At 70.2% G+C, this 25,995-nt stretch carries 22 protein-coding genes and 2 pseudogenes; 17 read left to right on the forward strand and 7 right to left on the reverse strand.

What is annotated here, in order from left to right; genetic code table 11:
* Positions 1 to 21: 21 nt before the first annotated feature.
* The gene (locus ACIOJD_RS31855) at positions 22 to 1,050 is read left to right on the forward strand and encodes a phosphotransferase family protein (RefSeq protein ID WP_401919669.1); all 1,029 of its coding nucleotides are present in this window, start codon (positions 22 to 24) and stop codon (positions 1,048 to 1,050) included.
* A gap of 71 nt (positions 1,051 to 1,121) precedes the next feature.
* Here ACIOJD_RS31855 and ACIOJD_RS31860 read toward each other — a convergent pair whose 3' ends face one another.
* Positions 1,122 to 1,652, reverse strand: coding sequence for a GNAT family N-acetyltransferase (locus ACIOJD_RS31860; RefSeq protein WP_401919670.1), 531 nt, complete (start codon positions 1,650 to 1,652; stop codon positions 1,122 to 1,124).
* 327 nt (positions 1,653 to 1,979) lie between these two features.
* A pseudogene (locus ACIOJD_RS31865) lies at positions 1,980 to 2,087 on the reverse strand (oxidoreductase); the annotation flags it as partial.
* Positions 2,088 to 2,232: 145 nt separating this feature from the next.
* Between ACIOJD_RS31865 and ACIOJD_RS31870 the strand changes: the two are divergent.
* Both ACIOJD_RS31870 and ACIOJD_RS31875 read left to right on the forward strand, forming a co-directional pair.
* On the forward strand, positions 2,233 to 3,210 hold the full coding sequence (locus ACIOJD_RS31870) for a fibronectin type III domain-containing protein (protein ID WP_401919671.1): 978 nt from the start codon (positions 2,233 to 2,235) through the stop codon (positions 3,208 to 3,210).
* 153 nt (positions 3,211 to 3,363) lie between these two features.
* A complete protein-coding gene (locus ACIOJD_RS31875) occupies positions 3,364 to 3,717 on the forward strand; it encodes a VOC family protein (protein ID WP_401919672.1) in 354 nt (117 codons plus the stop codon).
* Here ACIOJD_RS31875 and ACIOJD_RS31880 read toward each other — a convergent pair.
* Positions 3,689 to 4,099 (reverse strand): winged helix-turn-helix transcriptional regulator, encoded by a 411-nt coding sequence (locus ACIOJD_RS31880; protein WP_401919673.1) that lies wholly within the window; start codon positions 4,097 to 4,099, stop codon positions 3,689 to 3,691. The two genes, ACIOJD_RS31875 and ACIOJD_RS31880, sit on opposite strands and share 29 nt — an antisense overlap.
* A gap of 156 nt (positions 4,100 to 4,255) precedes the next feature.
* Between ACIOJD_RS31880 and ACIOJD_RS31885 the strand changes: the two genes are divergently transcribed.
* Entirely contained in the window at positions 4,256 to 5,227 is a 972-nt protein-coding gene (locus ACIOJD_RS31885) for an NADP-dependent oxidoreductase (RefSeq protein WP_401919674.1), read from the forward strand.
* Between the two features lie 83 nt (positions 5,228 to 5,310).
* Here the strand turns inward: ACIOJD_RS31885 and ACIOJD_RS31890 are convergent, their stop codons facing one another.
* Together ACIOJD_RS31890 and ACIOJD_RS31895 are read right to left on the reverse strand one after the other, a co-directional pair.
* Positions 5,311 to 6,336, reverse strand: coding sequence for a DUF6397 family protein (locus ACIOJD_RS31890; RefSeq protein ID WP_401919675.1), 1,026 nt, complete (start codon positions 6,334 to 6,336; stop codon positions 5,311 to 5,313).
* Positions 6,337 to 6,490: 154 nt separating this feature from the next.
* A complete protein-coding gene (locus ACIOJD_RS31895; RefSeq protein WP_401919676.1) occupies positions 6,491 to 6,904 on the reverse strand; it encodes a roadblock/LC7 domain-containing protein in 414 nt (137 codons plus the stop codon).
* 209 nt (positions 6,905 to 7,113) lie between these two features.
* On the opposite strand from ACIOJD_RS31895, the gene ACIOJD_RS31900 reads away from it, so the two are divergent.
* From ACIOJD_RS31900 to ACIOJD_RS31915, 4 genes are all read left to right on the forward strand, one after another.
* Positions 7,114 to 7,542 carry a PPOX class F420-dependent oxidoreductase gene (locus ACIOJD_RS31900; RefSeq protein ID WP_401919677.1) on the forward strand — a complete coding sequence of 143 codons (429 nt, stop codon included), beginning with the start codon at positions 7,114 to 7,116 and terminating at the stop codon, positions 7,540 to 7,542.
* A gap of 78 nt (positions 7,543 to 7,620) precedes the next feature.
* Positions 7,621 to 8,253: a class I SAM-dependent methyltransferase gene (locus ACIOJD_RS31905; RefSeq protein WP_401919678.1), complete on the forward strand. Its 633-nt coding sequence runs from the start codon at positions 7,621 to 7,623 to the stop codon at positions 8,251 to 8,253.
* Between the two features lie 163 nt (positions 8,254 to 8,416).
* On the forward strand, positions 8,417 to 8,707 hold the full coding sequence (locus tag ACIOJD_RS31910; RefSeq protein WP_401919679.1) for a hypothetical protein: 291 nt from the start codon (positions 8,417 to 8,419) through the stop codon (positions 8,705 to 8,707).
* A 161-nt stretch (positions 8,708 to 8,868) separates the two neighbouring features.
* Positions 8,869 to 9,705, forward strand: a complete 837-nt coding sequence (locus ACIOJD_RS31915; protein ID WP_401919681.1) for a hypothetical protein — start codon at positions 8,869 to 8,871, stop codon at positions 9,703 to 9,705.
* A 216-nt stretch (positions 9,706 to 9,921) separates the two neighbouring features.
* Here ACIOJD_RS31915 and ACIOJD_RS31920 read toward each other — a convergent pair whose 3' ends face one another.
* Both ACIOJD_RS31920 and ACIOJD_RS31925 read right to left on the reverse strand, forming a co-directional pair.
* Positions 9,922 to 10,104 carry a hypothetical protein gene (locus tag ACIOJD_RS31920; protein ID WP_401880113.1) on the reverse strand — a complete coding sequence of 61 codons (183 nt, stop codon included), beginning with the start codon at positions 10,102 to 10,104 and terminating at the stop codon, positions 9,922 to 9,924.
* A 68-nt stretch (positions 10,105 to 10,172) separates the two neighbouring features.
* A pseudogene (locus tag ACIOJD_RS31925) lies at positions 10,173 to 10,405 on the reverse strand (fatty acid desaturase); the annotation flags it as partial.
* Positions 10,406 to 10,503: 98 nt separating this feature from the next.
* Between ACIOJD_RS31925 and ACIOJD_RS31930 the strand changes: the two are divergent.
* From ACIOJD_RS31930 to ACIOJD_RS31970, 9 genes are all read left to right on the forward strand, one after another.
* Positions 10,504 to 13,524 (forward strand): DEAD/DEAH box helicase, encoded by a 3,021-nt coding sequence (locus ACIOJD_RS31930; RefSeq protein ID WP_401919682.1) that lies wholly within the window; start codon positions 10,504 to 10,506, stop codon positions 13,522 to 13,524.
* Positions 13,521 to 14,945 (forward strand): SWF or SNF family helicase, encoded by a 1,425-nt coding sequence (locus tag ACIOJD_RS31935; protein WP_401919683.1) that lies wholly within the window; start codon positions 13,521 to 13,523, stop codon positions 14,943 to 14,945. The genes ACIOJD_RS31930 and ACIOJD_RS31935 overlap by 4 nt, the downstream gene beginning before the upstream one ends.
* A 128-nt stretch (positions 14,946 to 15,073) precedes the next feature.
* The gene (locus tag ACIOJD_RS31940; RefSeq protein WP_401919684.1) at positions 15,074 to 16,327 is read left to right on the forward strand and encodes a GAF domain-containing protein; all 1,254 of its coding nucleotides are present in this window, start codon (positions 15,074 to 15,076) and stop codon (positions 16,325 to 16,327) included.
* Positions 16,328 to 16,587: 260 nt separating this feature from the next.
* A complete protein-coding gene (locus ACIOJD_RS31945) occupies positions 16,588 to 18,057 on the forward strand; it encodes an aldehyde dehydrogenase family protein (RefSeq protein WP_401919685.1) in 1,470 nt (489 codons plus the stop codon).
* Positions 18,054 to 19,679 carry an APC family permease gene (locus ACIOJD_RS31950; protein ID WP_401919687.1) on the forward strand — a complete coding sequence of 542 codons (1,626 nt, stop codon included), beginning with the start codon at positions 18,054 to 18,056 and terminating at the stop codon, positions 19,677 to 19,679. Before ACIOJD_RS31945 ends, ACIOJD_RS31950 begins: the two co-directional genes overlap by 4 nt.
* A 26-nt stretch (positions 19,680 to 19,705) precedes the next feature.
* Complete coding sequence (locus ACIOJD_RS31955; RefSeq protein ID WP_401919688.1) at positions 19,706 to 21,280, forward strand: GMC family oxidoreductase; 1,575 nt, start codon at positions 19,706 to 19,708, stop codon at positions 21,278 to 21,280.
* Positions 21,281 to 21,410: 130 nt separating this feature from the next.
* Positions 21,411 to 22,934 (forward strand): aldehyde dehydrogenase family protein, encoded by a 1,524-nt coding sequence (locus tag ACIOJD_RS31960; RefSeq protein WP_401919689.1) that lies wholly within the window; start codon positions 21,411 to 21,413, stop codon positions 22,932 to 22,934.
* Between the two features lie 534 nt (positions 22,935 to 23,468).
* Complete coding sequence (locus ACIOJD_RS31965) at positions 23,469 to 25,163, forward strand: AMP-binding protein (protein WP_401919691.1); 1,695 nt, start codon at positions 23,469 to 23,471, stop codon at positions 25,161 to 25,163.
* Positions 25,147 to 25,995, forward strand: a complete 849-nt coding sequence (locus tag ACIOJD_RS31970) for a class I SAM-dependent methyltransferase (protein ID WP_401919692.1) — start codon at positions 25,147 to 25,149, stop codon at positions 25,993 to 25,995. Before ACIOJD_RS31965 ends, ACIOJD_RS31970 begins: the two co-directional genes overlap by 17 nt.

Below are 25,995 nucleotides of genomic sequence, written 5' to 3' on the forward strand. Positions count from 1 at the left end.
AGCAGGGAAAGAGGGCAGTCCGTGTTCACTTCCACACTCCTGTCCGCTGTCGACGCGGCGCTCGGAGCCGTCGGCGTCCGACCCGGGGACGTGTCGCTGCGCGAGCCTCTGCCGGGCGGCACGTACAACGCGCTCTTGCGGATCGTCCTGCGCGACGGGCGCCGGTGGGTGGTCAAGATTCCCCCGCCCGTGTCACTTCCCGGTCTCGGCTACGAGCGCGGACTGCTCCACGGCGAGGTGACGTTCTACACGGCGGTGGGCGCGGTCGGCGGCGTGCCGGTGCCGGAGGTCGTGCGGTACGAGACCGATCCGGGCGCGGCGACGGGGGCGTTCCTGATCATGTCCGAGCGGCCGGGTACGCCGTGGCGGGCGTCGGACGGGGAGCTGACTCCTGAGGAACGGGCCGCGCTGCGCGGGGAGTTGGGAAGACTGGTCGCGCGTTCGCATACGGTGACCGGGCCCGGCTTCGGTTATCCGGGGCAGCCCCTGGGCCCGCTCGCCGGAACGTGGCGGGAAGCGTTCACCACAATGATGGAACGGCTTCTGGACGACGCCGGACACTACGGGGCGCGGCTGCCCCGGAGTTCCCACGCGATCCGCGCCCTGACGGCCGAGGTGTCGGAGGTGCTCGACGAGGTCACTGTGCCCGTCGCGGTCCACTTCGATCTGTGGCAGGGCAATGTGCTGCTCGACGGCGCGGCCGGCGCCCGTTCGGTCAGCGGGATCATCGACGGCGAGCGGATGTTCTGGGGCGATCCGCTCGCGGAGTTCGCTTCACTGGCACTGCTCGGCGACATCGAGGACGACACCGACTTTCTGGCCGGATACGCGGCGGCGGGTGGCCGGGTGGTGTTCGGCGCGTCGGCCCGGCTACGGATGGCGCTCTACCGCTGCTACCTCTATCTGATCATGTTGGTGGAGGTGGTCCCTCGTGCCGCTCCGGACGACGGGGTCGACTGGACTTGGCGCCATGTCGCCCCGCAACTCGAAGCGGCGCTGGTGCGGTTGGAGTCGGCGGAGGGACTCAAGCGCGGCGGACGGCGTCACTGAGCGGGGTGCCGGTGGCCCGGCTCCGGGCCACCGGCTCCTGTCGCCCGGAGGGCACTCGGGTCATTCGTCGATCAGGCGGGGGCCGCGAAACACTGGATCGTGACCGTCCGGTCCTGGCTCCAGCGCTGGTCGACCACGGCCAACAGGTTCCAGCCCAGGCGGTCGTAGAGCGCTGCCGCCGCCGTGTCCGAGGCCACGACGTCCAGTACGGGGTGCAGTCCCCGTCCCCGGGCCTCCTTCGCGCCCTGGGCGATCAGCAGGGCACCGATCCCGTGGCCGCGTGCCGACGGCGAGACGAAAAGGCGGTTGACCACCGCGGTGGCCTCCGCGCCCGTTCCGGCACGGCTCCCCCAGAGCGCGGGCGCCACATCGTCCGGGCAGGCCGGGGACAGGGCCAGATGGCCGACGATCCGGCCGTCCAGTTCGGCGACCCAGGCCCCGAACTGCGTCGGCCGTGCGAGCCAGTCAGTGGGGCACGCGGGCCAGTTCACCGGGTAACCGTCACTCTTATGCACTTCGGCGAGCATCCGCACACACTCTTCGAGGTCGCCCTCGTCGCGCCGCCGGACCTCGCACATCGGGATGTCATCTACCGTCGGCATAGTCTGTCGATTCACCGAACCATGCAACCACAATCGACGGCTGCCCTTGCCTCATCCGCCTCACTCCACAGCGAGTCATAAGACAGACCCGTCATGGGGAATGTGATCGGACGACGTCCGACACCACACTGCGTGCACGGTGAACCCTTGCTGTACGACGGGCAGTTGATGCAAGGGTGAGACAACTATCGCTCCAGCACCAATCAGTGGCCAAGGCTGTCACGGACAGCCTCCGTTCGGTCAAGGCCTCTTCGGACAAGGCCTCTTCAGTCGGGTGCTCTTCGGTCAGGGGCTCTTCGGTCAGGGGCTCTTCGGTCAGGACACGATGGGCGGCGAGGAGTCCACCGGTTCACAGCCGAAGTCCTCGACGCCACCCGTGCGGGTCGGGCCCGCGAGCGCGGAGTTGACGGTCACTCCATTGCCCGCCGCCTCACGGAACCCCGGGCGACCCCGAGCAGGGAACTCCGAGCGGAGCCGCTCCAGGGCCACGCCTGCGGTCGGTACATCCCGCCCCCTTGATGTGGCCCCACACCTGTGCCATATATGTCTAGACCATTTCCCCCGGGTGGAGGACACGGCCATGCGAAAGATCCTCAGGATTGCCACGCTCATATCCACCGCCGTCCTCACTCTGGCCGCCTGCGGCTCGAACGACGAGGAACCGAAGGCGCCTTCGGCGCCGAGCGGGGTCACGGCCCAGGCCGCGAGCGCCACCTCCGTCCATGTCATGTGGAACCAGGCCCCGGCCAAGGCCGGTCTCGGCGGCTACACCGTGTACCGGGGCGGAAAGAAGGTCAAGGACGTCCCGGCCACACGGAACATGACCGATGTCACCGGGCTGAAGCCGTCTACCGCCTATACCTTCACCGTCCGCGCCCGGGACACCGACGGCACGCTCTCGCCGCACAGCGCCGACACCCCCGTCACCACTCCGGGCGCGGTCGCCGAGGACAGGAAGGCACCCGCCCGGCCGACCGGGCTGACAGGAAAGAGTGACGGCCCGAGGGGCGCACTGCTCAAGTGGGGCAAGGCCGCGGGACACCAGGGCATCACCTCGTACGACATCCGTCAGGGAGGCACCAGGATCCACAGCGTCCGTGGCGACACGACCACCGCACGCGTCACCCGGCTGCGGCCGGGTACCCACTACCGCTTCACGGTCACCGCCCGGGATGCCGCCGACAATATCTCGTCCGCCAGCCGCTCGGTCGAGATCACCACCCCGCGCGGCTCCGGCGACGATCCCGACACCGCACCGACCGCGTTCCGGGCCACGACGCACACCGCCGACGGCGCGTACTACCTCGATCTGTCGTGGCTGGCTCCGAGGACCGGCGCCGGCACCGGGGTCCCCTCGTATCAGATCCATCTCGACGGAGCGTTCGCGACCACACTGGCCTGGGGCGGCGAGCCTCCCCGGGGCCGGGCCACCCACAGCATGCAGGTCGGCAAGAGCGGCGGGACCTACCGGGTGAAGCTGCGCGCCCAGTTGCCCGACGGCAACTGGGGCGCGTTCTCCACGGAACTCACCGTCACCACCGGCGGCGGCCGGCCCTGACCTCCCCGCGGACCGCGTCCGCACACGAGAGGTGCCCGGGTCGACGGTCCGCGCCGGGCGCTGTGGGCGACACCGGGGAAGGATGTGACACGCGGGGCCACCCGTACCCCCGAGCCGCTCGGGCTCCCCGCAATTCCCCGAGAGGAGATGGCGATGACCATCCGCAGGGTCGTTCCCGACATCCGCACCGAAGCCATGGAGGAGAGCCGGGACTTCTACGTGCTTCTCGGGCTGGAGGAGGTCATGAACCAGGGCTGGGTCATCACACTCGCCTCGCCCTCGCAGCCCACCGCCCAGATCACGCTGTTGCGGCACGACGAGACCTCCGCCATCGTCCCCGACCTGAGCATCGAGGTGGACGACGTGGACGCGGTGTACGCGGCCGTGGCCGGTGGCGGCGCCGAGATCGTGCACCCCCTGCGGGACGAGACCTGGGGTGTACGACGGTTCTTCGTCATGGACCCGAACGGCCGGGTGGTCAATGTGATGAGCCATCCCCGGCGGTGACACAGTCCCCCTCCTCCGTACCTGACGACCTGATCTCGTCGAGGTTGTTCTCCACCCAGGCACGCACCTGCCCGAGCGGCTCGGCCACACCGTGGCCGAGTTCCGTCAGCGCGTACTCGACATGGAGCGGAACCGCCGGGTACACCGTGCGGTCGACGAATCCGTGATCCTCCAGACGGCGCAGGGTGTTCGTCAGAACCTTGGGACTCACGCCCTGAAGCCGTCGCTGGAGCACGCCGAAGCGTCGTGGGCCGTCCTCCAGCGCGCCGATGGCCAGCGCGGCCCACTTGTTGGCCAGCAGATCGAGCACATGCCGGCACGGACACTGTGCCGCATAGACATCGTGCTCGGCATGTCGGCCCGTCGTGCAGGCGATGGCCATGATGTCTCCCTCCATACTGCACTGAACTGCATACTTTCCCAAAGATAGTAATCATCCTTGCGGGATACCACTACCCCGGGACTAGCGTGCAGGTGTCGATCAACAACCGGCCGGACGGTTCCGTACGTGCCCCGGCCAGCACCTCAGGAGAACGCGATGAGCAGCAGCCCGACCATGCGCGCGATCAGCCAGGACATCTTCGGCGCCCCTGAGGTCCTCCACCTCACCGAGAAGGCACGGCCGGAACCGCTGCCGACCGAGGTCCAGGTGCGCGTCCACGCGGCAGGGGTGAATCCCGTCGACTGGAAGACCCGCGAGGGCGGCGGGATGGCCGGCCTGCTGGGCGAGCCTCCCTTCGTACTGGGCTGGGACGTCTCCGGCGTGGTGACCCAGGTCGGCTTCGGTGTCCATACCCTCGAGGTGGGCGACGAGGTGTACGGCATGCCGTGGTTTCCCCGGCAGGCCGGGGCCTACGCCGAGTATGTGACCGCGCCCTCTCGCCAGTTCGCGCTGAAGCCGAAGACCGTGGACCATGACCGGGCCGCCGCGGTGCCGCTGGCCGCGCTCACCGCATGGCAGTCGCTCGTCGACGCCGCACGGGTCGAGCCGGGACAACGGGTCCTCATCCACGCCGCCGCGGGTGGTGTGGGCCACTTCGCGGTGCAGATCGCCAAGCACCTCGGCGCGCGGGTCATCGGCACCGCGCGCGCCGCCAAGCACGACTGGCTGCGCTCGCTGGGAGCCGATGAACTCATCGACTACACGGCGGTCCGGTTCGAGGATGCCGTAGGCGATGTCGACGTCGTGATCGACCTCGTCGGGGACGAACACGACGCGACCAGCACACGCTCGCTGAAGACCCTCCGGCCCGGCGGCATCATCGTCGCCGTCCCCTCGGGAGTCTCTCCCGAGCTTGTGGATGCGGCCCATGCTCAGGGGCTGCGGGCGAGCGCCTTCCTGGTGGAGCCCGACGGGCCGGCCCTGACCCGGATCGCGGGGCTGATCGACGAGGACATCGTGAAGGTCGAGGTCGAGGACGTACTGCCGTTGGCGGACGCCGCCGAGGCCCACCGCCGCGGTGAGTCGGGACGCACCCGTGGCAAGCTCGTCCTGCGTGTCGCCTCCTGACGTCCGGTCCCCGGACCCGATGCCCGCCCTCCGGCCGACGGCCGGACCATGGATCCGGCGCTCGGCCGGAACACGATTCCGGTTCATGGCCGGAACGCGGTTCCGGGCCGGCGGCCCTTCCTGATACGCAGCCGGGGCAGCAGGCCTCTGCGGTCACCTCCGCGTGGCGGCCGGCCCGCCCTCGCCGGCAAGGGCCCTGCTCCGTCACCGTCAGGGGCGCTGCCCTCCTCGGGATCGGGGCCCTGCGGGCGCGGAGCGGGATGTGCGCGCCGGGCTTCCGCCAACAGCGTGTGCAGACTGGCCCGGTGCCACCGGATCTCGTCCGGCTGATCCGCCGTCACCAGGCGCCGCACCGTTGCCAGCGCAGCCTCCGACTCCGGGTAGCCGTGGGCGAGATCCGGTCGCAGCCGGTTCAGCTGGGCCCGTTCGTACGGGTCACGCACCAGCTCTGCGAGCTGGGCCGGGTCGAATACACAGCTCACGACTGCCGCACGCTCCCAGGGGCCTTCGCTCTCGTGCAGGAGATGGCCGATGCGCCTGCCCCGCCAGTTCCGAGGACGCAGGTCGTCGCCCGCGGCCGGTCCGGCGCAGAGCGCCCGTGGGAGCCGTCCGGTGAGCAGCTCCGGTTCCCGGTCCGCGAACGCCCGTAATTCATCGGCCAGATAGAGCCATACGACCGCGCGATAGCGATTCAGATAGAACCTGACCGGCGTGATGAATCCCGCCCTGGCGAGCCGGGCGAAGCGGCCGGGGCTGACGGGCATCAGCGCCGCCCCCTCGGCCGTGCCCACGGTCCGTACCCGCTCGCGCAAAGTGGCCGGGAATCCCTCCGCCGCCCGCAGACGGTCGATCTCCCGCCGGGTGACCTGTCTCCGGCCCGGAGTGGCCCCGGAGGTGGTACGGATATGACCCAGCTGCGCGGCGAGCTCGAACTCGCCGCGCTTCAGGCACAGTTCCCGAGCGGCCCGCGTGACGCCGACGGCCTGTGCCCTGTCCCCCGCTCCGGCTCCGACACCGGTTCCGGGCGCGGGCCCGACGGCCGGAGACTGGCTCCGGACTCCGCTCCGTACACCGCTCAGTCCTCCGCTCCGGACATCACCGACAGACATACTGGTCCTCCCCCGTGAGTCGTAACTACTCTCGGTGACGACCGTAGCGCGGCAATGGCATTCTTCGCGCGGCCTGTGGATAACGTCCGGGCCGAGCGGGAACCTCGGTTCGAAGACTTGTTCACCAGCCTGATCGGCCCAGCTCGGAGCAGGCTCAGAGACCGCTCAGGCTGGTATTACCGGGCTGTCGTGCGGCGACACCGAGGTGTTCACCGACCCGGTTGACGAGCAGAGTCATCTCGTAGGCGACCTGGCCGACGTCGGCCTCGGCCGCCGTCAGGACACACAGGCAGCTGCCGTCACCGGCCGCGGTGACGAAGAGGATCGCCTCGTCGAACTCGACCATCGTCTGCCGGGCCTTGCCCGCCTTGAAGTGACGCCCTGATCCCCGCGCGAGGCTGTGCAGCCCCGAGGAGACCGCCGCGAGGTGCTCGGCGTCCTCACGCGCCAGACCCGTACTGGCTCCCGTCACCAGGCCGTCGTTGGACAGCACCAGTGCGTGCTTTATGTGCTCGACCCGTTCGGTCAAGTCGTCCAGCAGCCAGTCGAGTCCCTTTTCCAGCGGCATTGCCGTTCCTCCCCCTCCATTTGTCCCCCGCTCCCACAACGTCCGTAGCTTTTCGCACCGGCCGCCTGCGGGCAAGCGGTCCCGGGACACCGGCTCCCCGGATCCCTTGGTCCCCACGTCTCCGGAACGTCGCGCCGTGCCGTCCCACCTCGCGCCGTTTCACGTCGCGCCGTATCGCGCCGGATGCGCGGGCGTCGGAAAATGGCGGCATGGCGACAAACATGAGCAAGGCCGAATGGCAGGACTTCGTCTCCCACGGCACACGCACCGGCAAGCTGTCCACGGTACGAGCCGACGGGAGCCCTCATATCGCGCCCATCTGGTTCGTACTGGACGGTGATGATCTTGTCTTCAATACCGGCAGAGAATCCGTGAAGGGCCGCAACCTGCTGCGGGACGGCCGGCTCGCGCTGTGTGTGGACGACGAACGGCCGCCGTTCGCCTTCGTGGTGATTCAGGGGCAGGCCGAAATCGACGAGGAACCGGAGCAGCTGCGCACCTGGGCGACCCGGATCGCCGAACGGTACGTAGGCGAGGAGCGGGCGAAGGAGTTCGGGGAGCGCAACGGCGTACCCGGCGAGCTGGTCGTGCGGGTACGGATCGACAAGGTCTCTGCCTACGCGGACGTGGCGGACTGACCCGCCCGCCGTCCAGTTCCCCGCAACGCCCGCACCGGTGGCGCTGTTCGCACCGTCCGGCTGCGGGATCATGTCTCCATGGCTCATGACCACACGCAGGTGCGGGAATTCTTCGGCTCTCGGGCGGCGGGCTGGGACACGCGGTTCCCCGACGACGGTCCCGCCTTTGCCGCCGCCGTCGCCGATCTCGGACTGCGCTCCGGCAACGCGGTGCTGGACGCCGGGTGCGGGACGGGACGCGCGCTGCCTCCCTTGCGGGACGCCGTCGGTTCCCGGGGCACCGTACTCGGCGCCGATCTGACTCCGGCGATGCTCGACGCGGCCGTACGGGCCGGTCGTGGGCACAGCGGGCGGCTGCTGCTCGCCGACGTTCGCCGGCTGCCGCTGCGCGCGCAGGCGCTGGACGCGGTGTTCGCCGCGGGACTGATCTCTCATCTGCCGCAACCGGCCGAGAACTTGGCGGAGCTGGCCAGGGTCGTGCGACCCGGCGGCAGGCTGGCTCTGTTCCATCCCATCGGCAGAGCCGCGCTGGCCGCCCGCCAGGGACGGCGGATCACGGACGACGATCTGCGCGCGGAGCCCAATCTGCGCCCCCTGCTGGCCGGTTCGGGCTGGCGACTGGAGTCGTACACCGACGAGGACTCCCGGTTTCTGGCCCTGGCCACCCGCCAGGACGTAGCTCCGGTGAACCACCCGGGCGCGCGCCCCTGAACATGACCGTGAGACCGACTCCTGGCAGGCCTTCGGGCAGGTCAGGGCCGGGGCCGCGACAGGGCCTCTTCTGCCAGGGGGCCGCCGACCGTACGTTGGAGGAGCGGACCGTGACAGCCGTACGGGCCGTACCTCGCCAGGCAGCAGGGAGAAGGTGGTCCCGGTGTTCAGCAGACTGCGCAGGATCCTTGTGTCGGACCGTGCCGGCACACCGTCCGCGAAGCATCCCCGGACGCGACAGCACAACATATTCGAGGCCGCCGCCACCTATGTGTCGGCGTGTGCGGAGGACGATCAGCGGCAGATCGACGAGTCGTCCGGCTGGGTCTCGCCGGAGGCGCTCTCCTTCGGTGTCGGCGAACTCGCCTGCCGGGCGGTCATCGCGCTCGCCCGCGAACGGGACGAGTCGCCGCAGACCGTGGCACGCAGCCTGCTCGGCCTGCCGGCCGCGTGACGGCCCGGCTCCCGGTAGCCCGGGACAGCCGCTGCCCCTCGTCGCGCGGCCCGCGCGTCGGGGCGCCTCGAAGCCTGCGGAACCGGGCCCTTCCAAAGCCTCGACGTCCAGGTTACTCACTGGTTAAGGTGCGCCGACAACCGATCGGACGAGGAGACGCTGTGGCCGGGACGGACGACTCCATGGACAGTTCCACGGGCGAGTCCGTGGACGACGACGCGCTGTATGTGCTGACCGCCGCGCTGCTGACACCCGCGCGGTTCCCGGCCGCGCTCGGCGACGACTATCCGCAGGCCTGCGCCGCCCTCGGAGTCGAGCCGTACCCCCGGGGATACGGCCTGATCATGGGCCAGGACGGCGACGGCGCCCGCTGGACCGTGGTGGTGGACGACGTGTCGCTGGTCGCCGTCGCGATCGCGTCCTGGGACTGCGGTATGGAGCACGACCTGTCGCCGGACGAGCGCTCCGTGGTTGCCGCGCTGCCCGGCTGGCCGATCGCTCTCGCGGTCGCGGCGCCCGGAATACCGGCCCCGCATGATCCGGAGCCCGAACCCGGCTCCGAGGAGGGGTACGGCGCACGCCCGGCGCTCGTACCGCCCGACACCGGCACCTGGGGACCGGCCCAGCGGCGCCTCGGCGCGGACGAGATCGCCAAGCACTGGCCGGCGTGGCGGGAACAGCTCGACAACGCAACGGACACCCCCGAGGCCTCCCCGGGCGCGGCACCCTCCCACGAAGGGGTTCTGCGCGTGCTGAAGGAATTGCGTGGTTATGTGGAAACGGCTCCGCCGCCCGGCCGGGTCCGTTCCGGCTTCGCCCCGGACGAGGCGCGGATGCTGCGCGCCGACGGGCCCGGCTGGTCCTTTGTCGCACGGACCGACGACATCGCGTTCGTCCTGCTGGACGAGGAACCGGGCGAGGTGCTGCCGGTGGGCCGGGGCAGCGAACTTCCCGGGCTGCTCAAGGCGCTCGACGAGACGGCCGTACGACCGGCGTGACACCCGTCGCCGCCTTCGCCGCGGAGCGCTCCCGGGCTCCGGTGCGCGACACCGCTCAGCGCCAAAGCGACCTGCGCACCGCGCCGAGGCGACGCACCTCCTTCGGCGGAGTCGCGACAGCCGTCCGCGGGGCGCGGACCCTCCGATCCACGGCCCCACGGACGATCGGTCCCACGGACAGCCCTCAGGGCGCGCTCGACGCGGCGTCCCGCCGACTCAGCGGCCTATCTCCTTGCGGCTGATCCGGCGCAGCCTTTGCCGCTGCGACGGGTCCAGCATCAGATACGCGACCGCCGGCACTCCGAGCACCACCAGCAGCGAGAACCAGAATCCGATCAGCGGAATCAGCAGAAGGCCTACGGCCACTCCCCCGATGGCGATCTTTGCTCTTGTCGACATCTCGACGCCTCCTTCGCGGCCAGGCCGCTCCCTGATCAGTGAACGCACAGCGTCGTCCGCCAGTTCCACTATGCGCCCGTGCGCAGCGGTTCGCCGACATCGTGCCGATGTCCAAGGGCCTGGCGGTACGAGTCGATCAGCCCGGTCTCGGTGTACCGGACCCGGGTGAGGCACAGTGCGCGCCCACCAGCGGCCGGGCGAACCGCAGGTGGGGGCGCGGCATGCCGGGGAAGATGTGGTGCTCGATCTGGTAGTTCAGCCCACCGAGGAACAGTCCGGAACGCCCACGCCGCACCGTGAGTCAGGTCACGGGGATCCCCCGACCCGGATGCCCTCACCGTGAGGTACCCTCGGCGGCTCCGACCCACAGTAGTCAAACTTGAGGAATGCGTCTTCGCTGTGCACAGGCTTCCCGCGGCAACGCTCTCCCGGATCCCCGAACTCGCCCGCTGTTCCACGGTCTTCATCCCGGCGGATCCCGCCCGCACCGGCCGGATCGCCTACTGGCATCCCGACAGCTACTGGCAACCCGACAGCGCGGAACCACCGTCCGGCACGGAGCCGCTGTCCGCTCTCGGCTCCGTGGCGGAGCTGACCGTCGTCGGCACCGACGCCAGGCCTCTCACGGTCAGGGCGCTGCTGATCCCCGTACCCGACGCGCTGCCGCTCCTGACCAGGGCCCGAGTCGCGGCGGGCGCCTCGCCGTCGGCGGCGTTCTGGGGCGCCGCCGCACTGCTCGGCCTTCAACTCGCTGCCCGTGGACGGCTGTTGCCCGGACTGAGCGGTACGGATCACGACGCGTGGCGGGCCGGCCCGCTGACCGCCGAGGACCGGGAGCGGATCCGGGCGCTCGCCGCCTCGATGCCGCCCACCGCGCACGCCGCCCCGCTGCCCCCGACGTCCTGCGGACCACTCCTTCTGCCCGAGCCCGCACGGCTCTTGAAGGACTTCCTCGACGCGATCATCGACGGGCTTCCGCGCACACCCGCCGCGCCGATCGCAACGGCGGGATCCGCCTTCACCGCCGTATCACCGCGCCGGTTTCCCGGGCTGCGGGACTGGGCCGCCGATGTGGCCGCCGGGCACGACGCGGGCGTACGGCTCTCCCTGCGGGTGGAGCTGCCCGGCCTCCCGCACGGCGAGGTCCGGGGCGATTCGCAGGCCGACCGCGAACCGGCGGATGGCGAACTCCCCGGCCGGGACGGCGACATGACAGGAGGGTCCGTTTTCCGTGCCGTGCCTCAGATACACAGCGTCAGCGACCCCTCGGTCGTCGCCGACGCGACCGACGTATGGACCGGAGCGACTGCCGGTGCGGCGTTCGGCCCGCGCGCCCGGATGGACGCCCTGCTGGCCCTGCGCCGCGCCGCCCGTGTCTGGCCACCGCTCGCCCCGCTGCTCTCGGCCGCCGTACCCGACTCCATCGAGCTCGCGGACGAGGAGATCACGGAACTGCTGGGCGAGGCGTCCGAGGCACTCGCCGCGACCGGCGTTCAGGTGCACTGGCCCAAGGAGCTGGCACGCGCGCTGACGGCGCGCGCGGTCATCGGCCTGCCGGACACCACTGCCGGCACGGAAGGCCAGGACGTCCACGGCGCACACGACGACCCCGACGACAGCCGCCGGCGCGGTCGCACCGAAGCGGATCTTCCCTCCTTCCTCTCCGCCGACGCGCTCCTCGCCTTCGACTGGCACTTCGCACTGGGCGATCAGCGGCTCAGCCGTGCCGAGCTGGACCGGCTTGCCGAGTCGAGCCGCCCGGTGGTACGGCTGCGCGACCAGTGGGTGCTCATCGATCCGGCGCAGGCCCGGCGCGCCCGGGAGAAGCGGGACCGCGCCATCGCGCCGATCGACGCGCTCGGCGCCGTACTGACCGGCTCCACCGAAGTGGACGGACAACGGGTCGAGGTACGGGCGGTGGGCCCGCTCGCCCGGCTGCGCGAGCGCATCGCCGACCCCGAGGGCACCGGACACCCGGAGCAGGACATCGCGCAACCGGCGGCGCTCGACGCGACGCTGCGCGACTACCAGCTCCGCGGCCTCAACTGGCTGCACCGGATGACCTCGCTCGGTCTCGGCTGCGCACTCGCCGATGACATGGGGCTCGGCAAGACCATCACCCTCATCGCGCTCCACCTGCACCGGCAGACCGACGCGTCGGCCGCGGGACCCACTCTGGTCGTCTGCCCGGCGTCCCTGATGGGCAACTGGCAGCGCGAGATCGAGCGGTTCGCGCCCGGTACGCCCGTGCGCCGCTTCCATGGCGCTTCGCGCGGCCTGGAAGCCCTGGAGGAAGGGGAGTTCGTCCTCACCACGTATGGAACGATGCGGCTCGACGCGGAGAAACTCGACGGGCCGGACTGGGGCATGGTCGTCGCCGACGAGGCCCAGCACATCAAGAATCCCTTCTCCGCCACCGCCAAGCAGCTCCGCATCATCGGCGCCAGGGCCAGGGTCGCACTCTCCGGCACCCCCGTGGAGAACAACCTCTCCGAGCTGTGGGCGATCCTCGACTGGACAACTCCCGGCCTGCTGGGCCGCCTCGGCACCTTCCGCAGCCGCTACGCGCGGTCCGTCGAGAGCGGCGAGGATCCGGCGGCCGCCGAACGGCTCGCCGCGCTGGTCCGCCCTTTTCTGCTGCGCCGCCGCAAGTCCGATCCGGGCATCGCCCCCGAGCTGCCGCCCAAGACCGAGACCGACCGGGCCGTCTCCCTCACCACGGAGCAGGCGGGGCTGTACGAAGCGGTGGTACGGGAGACCCTCGCGGCGATCGCGGAGGCCGACGGTATGGAACGCCGAGGGCTGATCGTCAAGCTGCTCACCGCACTCAAACAGATCTGCAACCACCCGGCGCAGTATCTGAAGGAGGAGCTGCCACGCCTCGCCGACCGCTCGGGAAAGCTGGAGCTGCTGGACGAGTTGCTCGACACCATCCTGGCGGAGGGCGCGAGCGTGCTCGTCTTCACCCAGTACGTACAGATGGCGCTGCTGCTCGAACGGCATCTGGCGGCGCGTGGCGTACCGACCCGGTTCCTGCACGGCGGGACGCCGATCGCCGAGCGCGAGGCGATGGTCGAAGGCTTCCAGAACGGTGAAGTGCCGGTCTTCCTGCTGTCGTTGAAGGCGGCGGGCACCGGGCTCAATCTCACCCGCGCCGAACATGTCGTGCACTTCGACCGCTGGTGGAACCCCGCTGTCGAGGCGCAGGCGACGGACCGTGCGTACCGCATCGGACAGCACCGGCCCGTGCAGGTGCACCGCATGATCACCGAAGGCACGATCGAGGACCGGATCGCCGGCATGCTGGCCCGCAAGCAGGCGCTGGCCGATTCCGTACTCGGCTCCGGCGAGGCGGCCCTGACCGAACTGACCGACGCCGAACTGGCGGACCTGGTGGAACTGCGAGGGGGCGAGCGATGAGCCGTTCGACGAACCGTGCGTATGGCGACATCGACGAAGACAACGCCAGTACGGAAGACAACGCCGGTACGGATGACACCGTCGGGAGCGACCGTGCGGTCGGTGCCGTCGCTCCCGACGACCACGAGCGCACGTTCGCCGCGCTGGCACCCGTCCCCGGCCGGGGTTTCGCCCGGACCTGGTGGGGCCGGGCCTGGCTGAAGGCGCTGGAGGACACCGCGCTCGACGGCGCGCAACTGAAGATGGGGCGCCGGCGTGCCCGCGAGGGCGCCGTCGGCGCCGTGTCCGTACGGCCGGGCCGGATCACCGCGGTCGTACAGGACCGGGACGGCACCGCGCAGCGCAGCGATGTGCTGTGGCAGCCGCTGAGCGAGGAGGAGTGGGACCGCTTTCTGGACATGGCGGTCGACCGGGCAGGCCATATCGCGGCGCTGCTGGACCGGGAGATGCCGCCGCACCTGGTGGAGGACGCGGCCGGCGCCGGGGTCGAACTGCTCCCGGGCATAGGTGACTTGGAGCCGGAATGCGGCTGCGAGGCCTGGGACCACTGTCCGCACTCCGCGGCTCTGTGCTATCAGATGGCCCGGCTGCTGGACCAGGATCCGTTCGTCCTGCTCCTGATGCGCGGCCGTGGCGAGCGGCGGCTCCTCGACGAGTTGCAGGTACGCAGCATCGCGCGCGCCGCTCGCACGTCCCCCGAGAAGCGGGGCGTGGAGGAACCGGCCGACGAGATGTCCGGCCTACCTGGCGTACCGGCCGCGGAGGCCTTCGCGGCAGGCGACCGGCTGCCGCCCCTTCCCGCTCCCCCGCCGCTGCCGTCGGCGCCGGGACATCCTCCGGCCCTCGACACGGAAGGCGCGGCGCCGTCGGGCGTCGACGCGGACACCCTGGAGTTCCTGGCCGCCGACACGGCGACACGGGCCCTGCGGCTGCTGTCCGACGCGCTGTCACCTGATCATGGACTACAGCCGCTGGAACCGGAATTGACGGAGCGTCAGGATGCCGTGCGACTCGCCGCCTCGGCCTCCGATCCCCGTCTCGCCGCCCGTCTGGCCTCGGGCAGCGGCCGGCAGCGTCCCGAACTGGACCTCGCGGTGCGCGCCTGGCGGTACGGGGGCGCGGCGGCGCTCGCCGTGCTGGAAGAGGAATGGACGCCGGGGCCCGACGCCCTCGCGCGGGCGACGGCGGCTCTCGAAGCGGCCTGGGAGGACGGTGACCGCCCACGGCTGCGCGCCGACAGCAGGGCTCCGGGCGGCGGTCGCTGGACCCTGGGCGACGCGCGCGTCCAGCTGCGTCACGGACCCGACGGACGCTGGTGGCCGTACCGCGAGGAGCACGGCCGCTGGGTCCCGGCGGGCCCCGCCGGTCACGATCCCGCCGAGGCCCTGGCGGGCCTGCTGAGCGAGGAGAGCATCGACTGAACGAGGCCCCGCCCCGGCCGCAGGGCGTGTGGAACGAGGACTGAAGGCGCTCCGCGGCACGGTTGCCCGGCCGGGGCCGCCGGAGCGAGGATGGTCGGGTCCGGTGACATCCCGACCGGGAGGCCGTGTTGACCGACACATGGGTGGCGCTGGAGGCGGGCGCCGATCCGGCGCGACGCCGTGGTGCGCTGCGCCGGGCGTACGAGTCGTTCGCGTCGGCGGGACGGGTCGAGCGGCCCGTGCGGCCCGTCGTCGCCGCTTCCTGGCTGCGGTCGGCCCGCGCGCGTGTCAGCCAGGAGGGCGGCGCGAGCGTCGAGTTGTCGGACGAGCGACTCGTCGCGTACCGGGACGCTCATCCGCTGGCGCGGGTGATGCCGGTCTTCCGTGAGCTGATGGGCGCGTACGCCATGGACGGCGAGCATCTGATGGCGGTCTGCGACGCGCACGGCCGGCTGCTCTGGGTGGAGGGCCACCGGGCGACCCGGCTGCTCGCGGCGCGGATGAACTTCGTACCGGGAGCCCGCTGGTCGGAGACCGCTACCGGTACGAACGCACCGGGCACGGCCCTCGCCGTGGACCGGCCCGTGCAGGTCTTCGCCGCCGAGCACTTCCAGCGGCCCGTGCACCCCTGGACCTGCGCGGCGGCGCCCGTCCACGATCCGCACAGTGGACGGCTGCTCGGCGCGGTGGACATCACCGGTGGGGACGGGCTGGCACACCCCCACAGCCTGGCGTTCGTCTCCGCGGTCGCGCGGGCCGCGGAATCACAGCTGGCCCTGCTCGCGCCACCGCCGACGACCGGATCCGTGCGGCTCGCCGCGCTGGGGCGGGACGAGGCGCTGTTGGTCGCGGACGGCCGCAAGGTCAGGCTGAGCCGCCGGCACAGCGAGATCCTCACCCTGCTGGCACGCCGCCCGGAGGGCGTCGTCGGGGACGAACTGCTGGTGGATCTGTACGAGGACGAGTCGGTCACCCCGGTCACCCTGCGCGCCGAACTCTCCCGGCTGCGCGGTCTGCTCGGCCCCGGACTGCTGCGCTCGCGCCCGTACCGGCTGGCCGCGCCGGTCGACTCGGACGCCGACGCCGTGGCCCGGCGGCTGGCCTCCGGGGCGGTGGCCTCCGCGATGAGCGTGTACGCGGGTCCTCTGCTGCCCTCCTCGCGGGCGCCCAGGGTGGTACGGCTGCGGCGGCGGCTCGCGGACCAGCTCCGGGCGGCGCTCATCGCGCGCGGGGATCCGGGGCTGCTGGCCGACTGGGCGTACAGCCCGTGGGGCGAGGACGACCTGCCCGTATGGCGCGCGCTCGCCTCCGTACTGCCCTTACCGCAGCGTCCGGCCGCGCTGGCACGTGTCGGCGAACTCGAGGCGCGGCACGGCTCCTGACGCCCGGTCTCCGGCGGCAGCGCTCCTGCCCCCGGCACGCACCGCACGCCTGACCGGCACGCTCCGCACGACGCGTTCCCGACGGCCCCGACCCGCCGACGCCCTGTCCCGGCCCGCACGCCTGTGGAGGCCTTCCCGCAGGCGAAACCGGGCATACCTCCTTACTGTCGTGGGATAGAGCACCCCCGGTGCGTGGCCCGTAGGACCGGCCGGACCTCCCCGGGTGTCCCCATCCGGACAGCCGGACAGGAGGAACCTTCATGCCGGAGCTGTTCATCGGCGGTACGTGGACCGCGGCTGTCGGCGGGCAGGTGCGCGAGATCCGCTGCCCCGCGGACGGCACCCTGGTCGCGACCGTCGACGAGGGCGGGCCGAAGGACGCGGTGGCGGCGATCGCCGCCGCGCGTGACGCCTTCGACCGGGGTCCCTGGCCGGCCACCCCGGCCGCCGAGCGGGGCCGACTGCTGCTGCGCGTCGCCGACCTGCTGGAACGTGACAAGGCGGTACTCGCCCGAGCTGAATCCCTGGACACCGGGAAGCGGCTCGTGGAGAGCGAGTACGACATGGACGACATCGCCGACTGCTTCCGCTACTTCGGCAATCTGACGGCGGCGGGCGGCACCGACCGGATCATCGACACCGGCAACCCCGAGGTGGACAGCCGGGTGGTGCACGAGCCGGTCGGTGTGTGCGCGCTGATCACGCCCTGGAACTATCCGCTCCTCCAGACCGCCTGGAAGGTCGCCCCGGCGCTCGGGGCGGGCAACACCTTCATTCTCAAACCGAGCGAGCTGACCCCGCACACCGCCGTTCTCCTGATGCGGCTGCTTGCCGAGGCCGGGCTGCCCGACGGCGTAGCGAACCTCGTTCTCGGCACCGGCCCGGCCGTCGGCGCGCCACTCACCGAGGACCCGCGCGTCGACATGGTGTCGTTCACGGGCGGGCTGGTCACCGGCCGGCGCATCATGGCCGCCGCGGCTGGGACCGTGAAGAAGATCGCCCTGGAGCTGGGCGGCAAGAACCCCAATGTCGTCTTCGCCGACGCCGACTACGAGGCCGCGGTCGACTACGCCCTGACGGCGGTGTTCCTGCACTCGGGTCAGGTCTGCTCGGCAGGCGCGCGACTGCTGGTACAGGACAAGATGCACGACGCGTTCGTCGAGGACGTGGTGGTGCGCGCCCGCGCCATCCCGCTGGGCGGTCCGTTCGACGAGCACGCCCGCACCGGGCCACTGATCTCGGCCGCTCACCGCGACAAGATCGAGGCCTATGTGGCGGCCGGTCTGGCCGAGGGCGCGGTGCTGCGCTGCGGTGGCGCACGGCCCGACGACCCGGCGCTGAGTGACGGCTTCTACTATCTGCCGACCGTGCTGGACGAGTGCACCCCGGAGATGTCCGTGGTGCGTGACGAGTCGTTCGGCCCGGTCCTCACGGTGGAACGGTTCCGGGACGAGAACGAGGCCGTCGCGCTGGCCAACGACACGGTCTACGGGCTGTCGGGGGCGGTCTGGTCGCAGGATGCCGGCCGGGCGCACCGGGTGGCCTCCCGGATGCGGGCAGGCACCGTATGGATCAATGACTTCCAGCCCTACGTGCCGCAGGCGGAGTGGGGCGGGATGAAACAGTCCGGCTTCGGCCGCGAGCTGGGGCCCGCAGGGCTGGCGGAGTACCAGGAGGCCAAACATGTGTGGCGCAATCTCGCCCCGCGGCCGCTGGGGTGGTTCGAGTGAGTACGGGAGAGGGCCAGGGGCCCTCGGAGCCGTCCGGGCCCGGTCCGTCGGAGCCGTCGGTGCCCGCGTCGAAGGGCCGTACCCCCGAGGACATCCAGAGCCAGGACGACGACGATTCGCTCAAGGCCTTCGGCTACAAGCCGGAGTTGAAGCGTACCCTCGGCAACTTCCACACCTTCGCGGCCGGGATCAGCTACATCTCGATCCTGACCGGCACTTTCCAGCTCTTCTACTTCGGAGTCAAGTTCGCGGGGCCCGGCTACTGGTGGTCCTGGCCGATGGTGTTCCTCGGTCAGCTGATGGTGGCCCTGTGTTTCTGCGAGCTGGCCGCCCGTTATCCCGTCGCCGGTTCGATCTACAACTGGTCCAAGAAGCTCGGCGGACCTCATGTCGGCTGGCTGGGCGGCTGGATGATGGTGACGGCGACCATGGTCTCGCTCTCCGCGGTCGCCCTCGCGTACCAGATCACGCTGCCGCAGATCTCCAGCGCCTTCCAGTTCGTCGGGGACGGCAGCGGATCGACCGACGCGGCGAAGAACGCCGTCCTGCTCGGCACGGTACTGATCGTCTTCACCACTCTGGTCAACGCCTTCGGCGTCAAGCTGATGGCCACCATCAACTCCACCGGGGTGATGGTCGAGCTGATCGCCGCCGTCGTACTGATCGGACTGCTGGCCGCGCACATCACCCGCGGCCCCGCCGCGCTCGTCCGGACCGACGGTTTCGGCGCCGGGCAGCCGCTCGGTTACTTCGGCGCCTTCCTGACCGCGTCGCTGGCCTCCGCGTATGTGATGTACGGATTCGACACGGCGTCCTCGCTGGGCGAGGAGTCGCACAACCCGAGGCGCAACGCGCCGCGCGCGATCCTGCGGGCCCTGATCGCCTCCTTCCTCATCGGCGGGCTCATCCTTCTCTTCGCGCTGCTGGCCGTGCCCGATCTGCACTCCAAGAGCCTGTCCGTGGACGGACTCCAGTACGTGGTGCTCTCGACGCTCGGCTCGACCGTGGGCCAGATCGTGCTGTGGTGCGTGGTCGTCGCCATCACCGTCTGCGCGCTGGCGGTGCACGCCGCGGGTATCCGGCTGGCGTTCGCGATGGCCCGCGACAACTGTCTCCCGGCATCCTCGTTGATCGCCAAGGTGAGCCCCCGGTTCGGCACCCCGGTGGTGCCCGCGATCTTCATCGGGCTGGTCGCCATCGCCATCCTGGTCATCAACATCAACCAGCCACAGATCTTCTCGGTGATCACCAGCATCGCGATCATCATGATCTATGTCGCCTATCTCCTGGTCACCACACCCATGCTGATCCAGCGGCTGCGTGGCACCTGGAAGCCCGCCGAGGGGCACTTCACGCTCGGCAGATTCGGGCTGCCGGTCAATGTCCTCGCAGTGCTGTGGGGTCTGGCCATGTCGCTCAACCTCGCCTGGCCGCGCCCCGAGGTGTACAACGCGACCGCGCCGTTCCACTGGTATCTGCGCTGGGGCGCGTTCCTGTTCGTCGGCATCGTCGCCGGTGGCGGCTTCGCCTACTACTGGCTGGTCCAGCGGGGGCGCACCGGCACCCTCGAAGCACACCGGTCAGCGGCGACGCAACCGCCACCCGCCGCCCCCACGGCCTGAGTCGGACCTCTCGATCTGGAGCAGCGATGTCAGCGGAAAACCCTCTGCACGAGTTCGACTACGTGGTGGTAGGCGGCGGTACCGCCGGGTCGGTGGTGGCCGCGCGGCTGACCGAGGACCCGGATGTCACCGTCTGCGTACTGGAAGCCGGTCCCTCCGACGTCGGCGACGACAACATCCTCGTGCTCGACCGGTGGATGGCCCTGCTGGAGTCCGGATACGACTGGGACTACCCGGTCGAGCCGCAGGAGAACGGCAACAGCTTCATGCGCCACGCCCGTGCCAAGGTGCTCGGCGGCTGTTCCTCGCACAACTCCTGCATCGCCTTCTGGGCCCCGGCCGAGGACCTCGACGAGTGGGGCGCCCTGGGCTGTACGGGGTGGAGCGCCGCGGACTGCTACCCGCTCTACCGGCGGCTGGAGACCAACGACGCGCCCGGGGACCACCACGGCCGCTCCGGACCGGTCACCATCCGTACCGTCCCTCCCCACGACCCGTGCGGTACGGCCCTGTTGGCCGCCTGCGCCGCCGCCGGTATTCCCACCACGCCCTTCAACACCGGCTCCACGGTGGTGCGTGGCGCCCACTGGTTCCAGATCAACGCCCGTACGGACGGCACCCGTTCCTCCGCCTCGGTGTCGTATCTGCACCCCGTTCTGGGCAAGCGGCCGAATCTGGAGATCCGTACCGGTCTCCAGGCCCGACGGCTGCTGTTCGACGACGACCGGCGCTGTACGGGCGTCGAATATCTGGAGCCCGACACCATCCACAGCGGCGCTGTCGCGGCACGGCGCGAAGTGATCGTCTCCTGCGGGGCCATCGACTCGCCGAAGCTGCTGATGTTGTCGGGCATCGGGCCGGGCGGGCATCTGCGGGACGTCGGCGTGGATGTACGGGTGGACTCCCCCGGTGTCGGCTCGCACCTCCAGGACCATCCGGAGGGCGTGATCATGTGGGAGGCGAAGCGGCCCATGGTCACCTCCTCCACCCAGTGGTGGGAGATCGGCATCTTCGCCGACACCGAACCGGGCCTGGACCGCCCGGACTTGATGTTCCACTACGGCTCGGTGCCGTTCGACATGAACACCTACCGGCGCGGCTATCCCACCACCGACAACGCCTTCTGTCTCACACCGAATGTCACCCGGGCCCGGTCCCTGGGAACGGTCCGGCTGCGCACCCGCGACTTCCGGGACAAGCCGGAGGTCGACCCGCGCTACTTCACCCACGAGCACGACATCAGGGTGATGACCTACGGGCTGCGGCTGGCCCGGGAGATCGCCGCCCAGGCGCCGATGGCCGACTGGACCGGCGCCGAGCTGGCACCGGGGCCGGCCGCGCAGAGCGACGACGAGCTGTTCTCGTACATCCGGCAGACCCACAACACCGTCTACCACCCGGCGGGCACGGTACGGATGGGGGCGCCGGGCGACCCGGACTCGCCGCTCGACCCGGAACTGCGGGTCAAGGGCGTCACGGGGCTGCGCGTGGCCGACGCGTCCGTGATGCCGTTCCTGCCGGCCGTCAATCCCTGCATCACCACGATGATGATCGGCGAGAAGTGCGCGGACATGGTGAAGGCCGGCAGCGTCCCGCGTTGAGTATCGCGCCGATGCGATCCGAACGGTCGGCATCGGGCCGACGCAACGTACTCGCAACGTCCCGGTCTCTAGCCTGTGGCGTGGGCGCCGTCCAACGGCGGGCGGCGCCGGACCCCGGGAGGCCACAGAGATGTCCCGTTACGCAGCGCCAGGCAGTGAGGGCGCGATCGTCTCGTACCAATCGCGCTACGACCACTGGATCGGCGGTGAGTACGTTCCGCCGGCCCGCGGCCAGTACTTCGAGAATCCCAGCCCGGTCAACGGCCGCCCCTTCACCGAGATCGCCCGTGGCACCGCCGAGGACGTGGAGCGCGCGCTGGACGCGGCACACGGCGCGGCCCCGGCCTGGGCGAGGACATCCGCCGCGGACCGGGCCTCCGTCCTCAACCGGATCGCCGACCGGATGGAGGCACATCTGGAGGAACTGGCGGTCGCCGAGAGCTGGGAGAACGGCAAACCGGTACGAGAGACCCTCGCCGCCGACATCCCGCTCGCCATCGACCACTTCCGCTACTTCGCGGGCGCGTTGCGCGCCCAGGAGGGCACGCTCAGCGAGCTCGACGACGACACCGTCGCGTACCACTTCCACGAGCCGCTCGGTGTGGTCGCGCAGATCATCCCGTGGAACTTCCCGATCCTGATGGCGACGTGGAAGCTGGCGCCCGCACTGGCCGCGGGGAACGCCGTCGTGCTGAAGCCCGCGGAGCAGACCCCGGCCTCGATTCACCTCTGGATGAGCCTGATCGCCGATCTGCTGCCGCCGGGCGTCGTCAACATCGTCAACGGCTTCGGCGTAGAGGCGGGCAAACCGCTGGCGTCCAGCTCGCGCGTGGCCAAGGTCGCCTTCACCGGTGAGACCACGACGGGGCGGCTGATCATGCAGTACGCCTCCGAGAACATCAAGCCGGTCACCCTGGAACTGGGCGGCAAGAGCCCGAACCTGTTCTTCGACGACGTGTGGGCCGCGGACGACGAATTCCGCGACAAGGCGCTCGAAGGCTTCACCATGTTCGCGCTGAACCAGGGCGAGGTGTGCACCTGTCCGTCGCGGGCGCTGATCCAGGAGGGGCACTACAACGAGTTCCTGGAGGCGGGTGTGGCCCGCACGAAGGCGATCGTGCCGGGCAACCCGCTGGACACCGACACGATGATCGGCGCCCAGGCCTCCAACGACCAGCTGGAGAAGATCCTTTCGTATCTGGACATCGGACAGCAGGAGGGCGCCAAGGTCCTGACGGGTGGTCAGCGGATCGAGCACGGCGGCGAACTGGCCGGTGGTTTCTACGTCCAGCCCACGATCTTCGAGGGCCACAACCGTATGCGGATCTTCCAGGAGGAGATCTTCGGTCCCGTACTCGCCGTGACGTCGTTCAGCGACTTCGACGACGCGATCAAGACCGCGAACGACACGCTGTACGGACTCGGCGCGGGCGTATGGACTCGGGACATGAACACCGCCTACCGCGCGGGACGCGCGATCCAGGCGGGCCGGGTCTGGACGAACTGCTACCACGCCTACCCGGCGCATGCCGCGTTCGGTGGCTACAAGCAGTCCGGCATCGGCCGCGAGAACCACCGGATGATGCTGGACCACTACCAGCAGACGAAGAATCTGCTGGTGTCGTATGCGCCGAAGAAGCTGGGCTTCTTCTAGACCCAGAAAAAAGGGGCGCCTGACAGGCAGGACACCTGTCAGGCGCCCTCCGCAGCGTACGGCGCCGGTTTGGCCAACCGGCGATCGTGGTCTGTGTTGCGCTCGCTCCTCGGAGATGAGGACGGGGCATCACGCACGCGCATGCCACCGCTGGCCATGGGGCCGAAAGGGCGCGTCTTCGCCCTTCAGGTGGCCGAACTGAATGCTGTGTCACGGGTATTGCGGCTGGCCCACTTCGTTCACAGACCGCCCGCGCGATTGACGTCCTCTATCCGGGAATCGGTCAAGTTGCCGCTCTTGTACGCCGTGTTGGCCTTCTTGATCGACGAGACAAAGGGGGAGCCTGCTTGCTTCAAGCGGTGCGTAGGCATCAATGACTGTGCGGCCGAACCCTCTGCCGCGAATGATTATCGGTTAATCGGTCCATGGCTGAATACTTCATTATGAGGATTTTGGTTCACTTCTCGGAATGGGACCGTCTGACTATCATGAGTGCCACCTGAATTCCGTGAAGGACTGAAAGGTGAGTGCCCGGTGCATGACCGATGGATCACATCGACACTCCAGATGTACGAGGGGGACTCGCGTTTCGCTCATGCGTATGTCGGCGTGGACGGAAAGATGGTCTCTTTATCGCGCGCCGAACTGCTCGCGGCAGTGCGCGCCTCGGCCGGTGGGCTGGTCGCCGCCGGGTTGGACCCAGGGGATCGGGTCGCGCTTGTCGCCGGTGAGCCAGGGCCCTTCGTGCACGCGTTCCTCGGGGCCGTCTGGGCCGGCCTTGTGCCGGTGCCGGTTCCTCCGCCGCCTCAACTCGGGCGCCGAGACGCCTGGCGCGAGGCACTTGACGAAGCCCTGACCGTCGCCCATGCGCGCATCGTCGTCGCACCGGAGGCGACACTGCCGCTGCTGTCCGGCCTGCGTCCGTGCCCCCGTTCATACGCGTACGAATTCCTCGGTACCGCCGAGGCGGCCGGTCCGCGGGAGCCTGTCCCCTACTGTCCCGACCGGATCGTGTATCTCCAGTTCAGCAGTGGCAGCACCGGCCGTCCTCGTGCGGTGGCCGCGACCGCCGGTGCGGTGAACGCCAACGCGCACGCCATCATGCGGGACGGGCTGGCCGCCGACCCCGACCATGATCAGGCGGTGAGCTGGTTGCCGCTCCACCACGACATGGGGCTGGTCGGATTCGTGCTCGCCCCGCTGGTGGTCGGCGTGCCGGTGACCCTGTTGCCCGCGCAGGCGTTCGTCCGCGACCCCGGGGTGTGGATGCGCACGATGTCCCGGGTGAAGGCCACCATCACCTTCGCTCCGAACTTCGCCTTCGGGCTCGCCGCCAGGCGGAATCGTCCCGAGGACATCGCCGGTCTCGATCTGTCACGGGTGCGCGTCCTCGGCTGTGGAGGAGAGCCGGTCAACGCGAGCACGCTCCGTCGGTTCACCGAGGTGTACGCGGCCGCGGGACTGGATCCGGCCGCGGTGCTCCCCTGCTTCGGGCTGGCCGAGTCGACTCTCGCGGTGACCTTCGGGACGCGGGGGCGCGGTGCACGGACCGACGCCGTGTCACCTGCCGTCCTGCGGGATACGGACCGGGCGGTTCCGCCCGCCGGCGAGGAAGAGCCGCTGGAGGTGATGAACTGCGGCAGGCCGTTTCCGGGGCACGAGGTCGCTGTGGTCGACGGTCTCGGGGCGCAGAGCCCCGACCGCTCCGTCGGAGAGATCTGGGTCCGTGGTCCCTCGGTCGCCGCGGGGTACGTCGGTGACGCCGAGGCCACCGCGCGGACCTTCCGCGAGGACGGCTGGCTGCGTACCGGGGACCGGGGTTATCTCGCGGACGGCGAACTGCACGTCACGGGGCGGGTGAAGGACGTACTGGTCGTCAACGGCCGCAATATCGACCCGACTCGCCTCGAATGGCTGGTGGAGGCGGTGCCCGGGGCCCGCGCCGGAGGCGTGGTGGCCTTCACCCGGCCCTCGTCGTCCACGGAAGAGGTTGTCGTGATCGTGGAGTGCCACCCGGACGCCGCACCCGGGCTGGACAGCGCGATCCGGGAAGTCGTGGCAGAGCACCTGGCGCTGACCATCGGTGAGGTCGTCACAGCCGGGCCCGGGACGATCCTCAGGACGACGTCGGGGAAACCGCGCCGCCAGGAGATGCGCGGCAGATACCTCGCCGGACAACCGGCCGTCGCGAAACCGCACGCGGAGACACATGATGTCCACAGCGGCTGAGATCGACATCAGCTATGGAGTGAGCCCCGACTTCTTCCGCCTGTGGCTCGGTCAGGAACTGCACTACACCTGCGCGGTGTTCGACGACACCGACGACCTGCACGACGCGCAGCTCGCCAAGCTTGCCGTGATGTACGAGTACGCCCAGGTCCGGCCGGATTCCAGAGTGCTGGACATCGGGTGCGGCTGGGGCGGCACTCTCGCGCATCTGGCGGTCGACCGACAGGTCGGGGATGTGCACGGCATCACGCTCTCCCGCGATCAGCACGCGGAGATCGAGCGGCTGAACCTGCCGAACGTGACGGTCAGTTGTGTGGACTACCGCGACTACGAGCCACCGGGCAGGTTCGACGCGCTGATCTCGATCTGCATGATCGAGCACGCGTGCCGACCGGAGCAGGTCCGCGCCGGCGAGGCGGTGGACGTCTACCGGGACTACTTCCGAAGGGCCTGGGAATGGGCTGTGCCGGGCGCTTCCTTCGCCCTCCAGCACATCCTGGGCGACCGCGTCCCGCGCGACATCGCGGACATCCGGGAACTGGGCCGGTACAGCCGCCGTGTCTTCCCCGGCGGATTCGCTCCGCGCATGGAGCACATCGTGCGCGCGGTCGGCCCGTACTGGGAGATCGTCCGCCTCCGTACACGCCGTTCGGACTACGCGCGTACCTGTGGCCACTGGCGCGCACGCCTGCGGCGGAACGAGATGCTCATCCGCGCGACGTGGGGTGATGAACTTTTTATCGATTTCGATCGATATCTGACTTTTTGTATACGCGCCTTCGAGCAGGGGTACCACTCCCTGGCCCAGTGGTCGCTGCGGCGTATCGACTGA

The organism is Streptomyces sp. NPDC088116 (assembly GCF_044741745.1).
Lineage (GTDB): Bacteria > Actinomycetota > Actinomycetes > Streptomycetales > Streptomycetaceae > Streptomyces.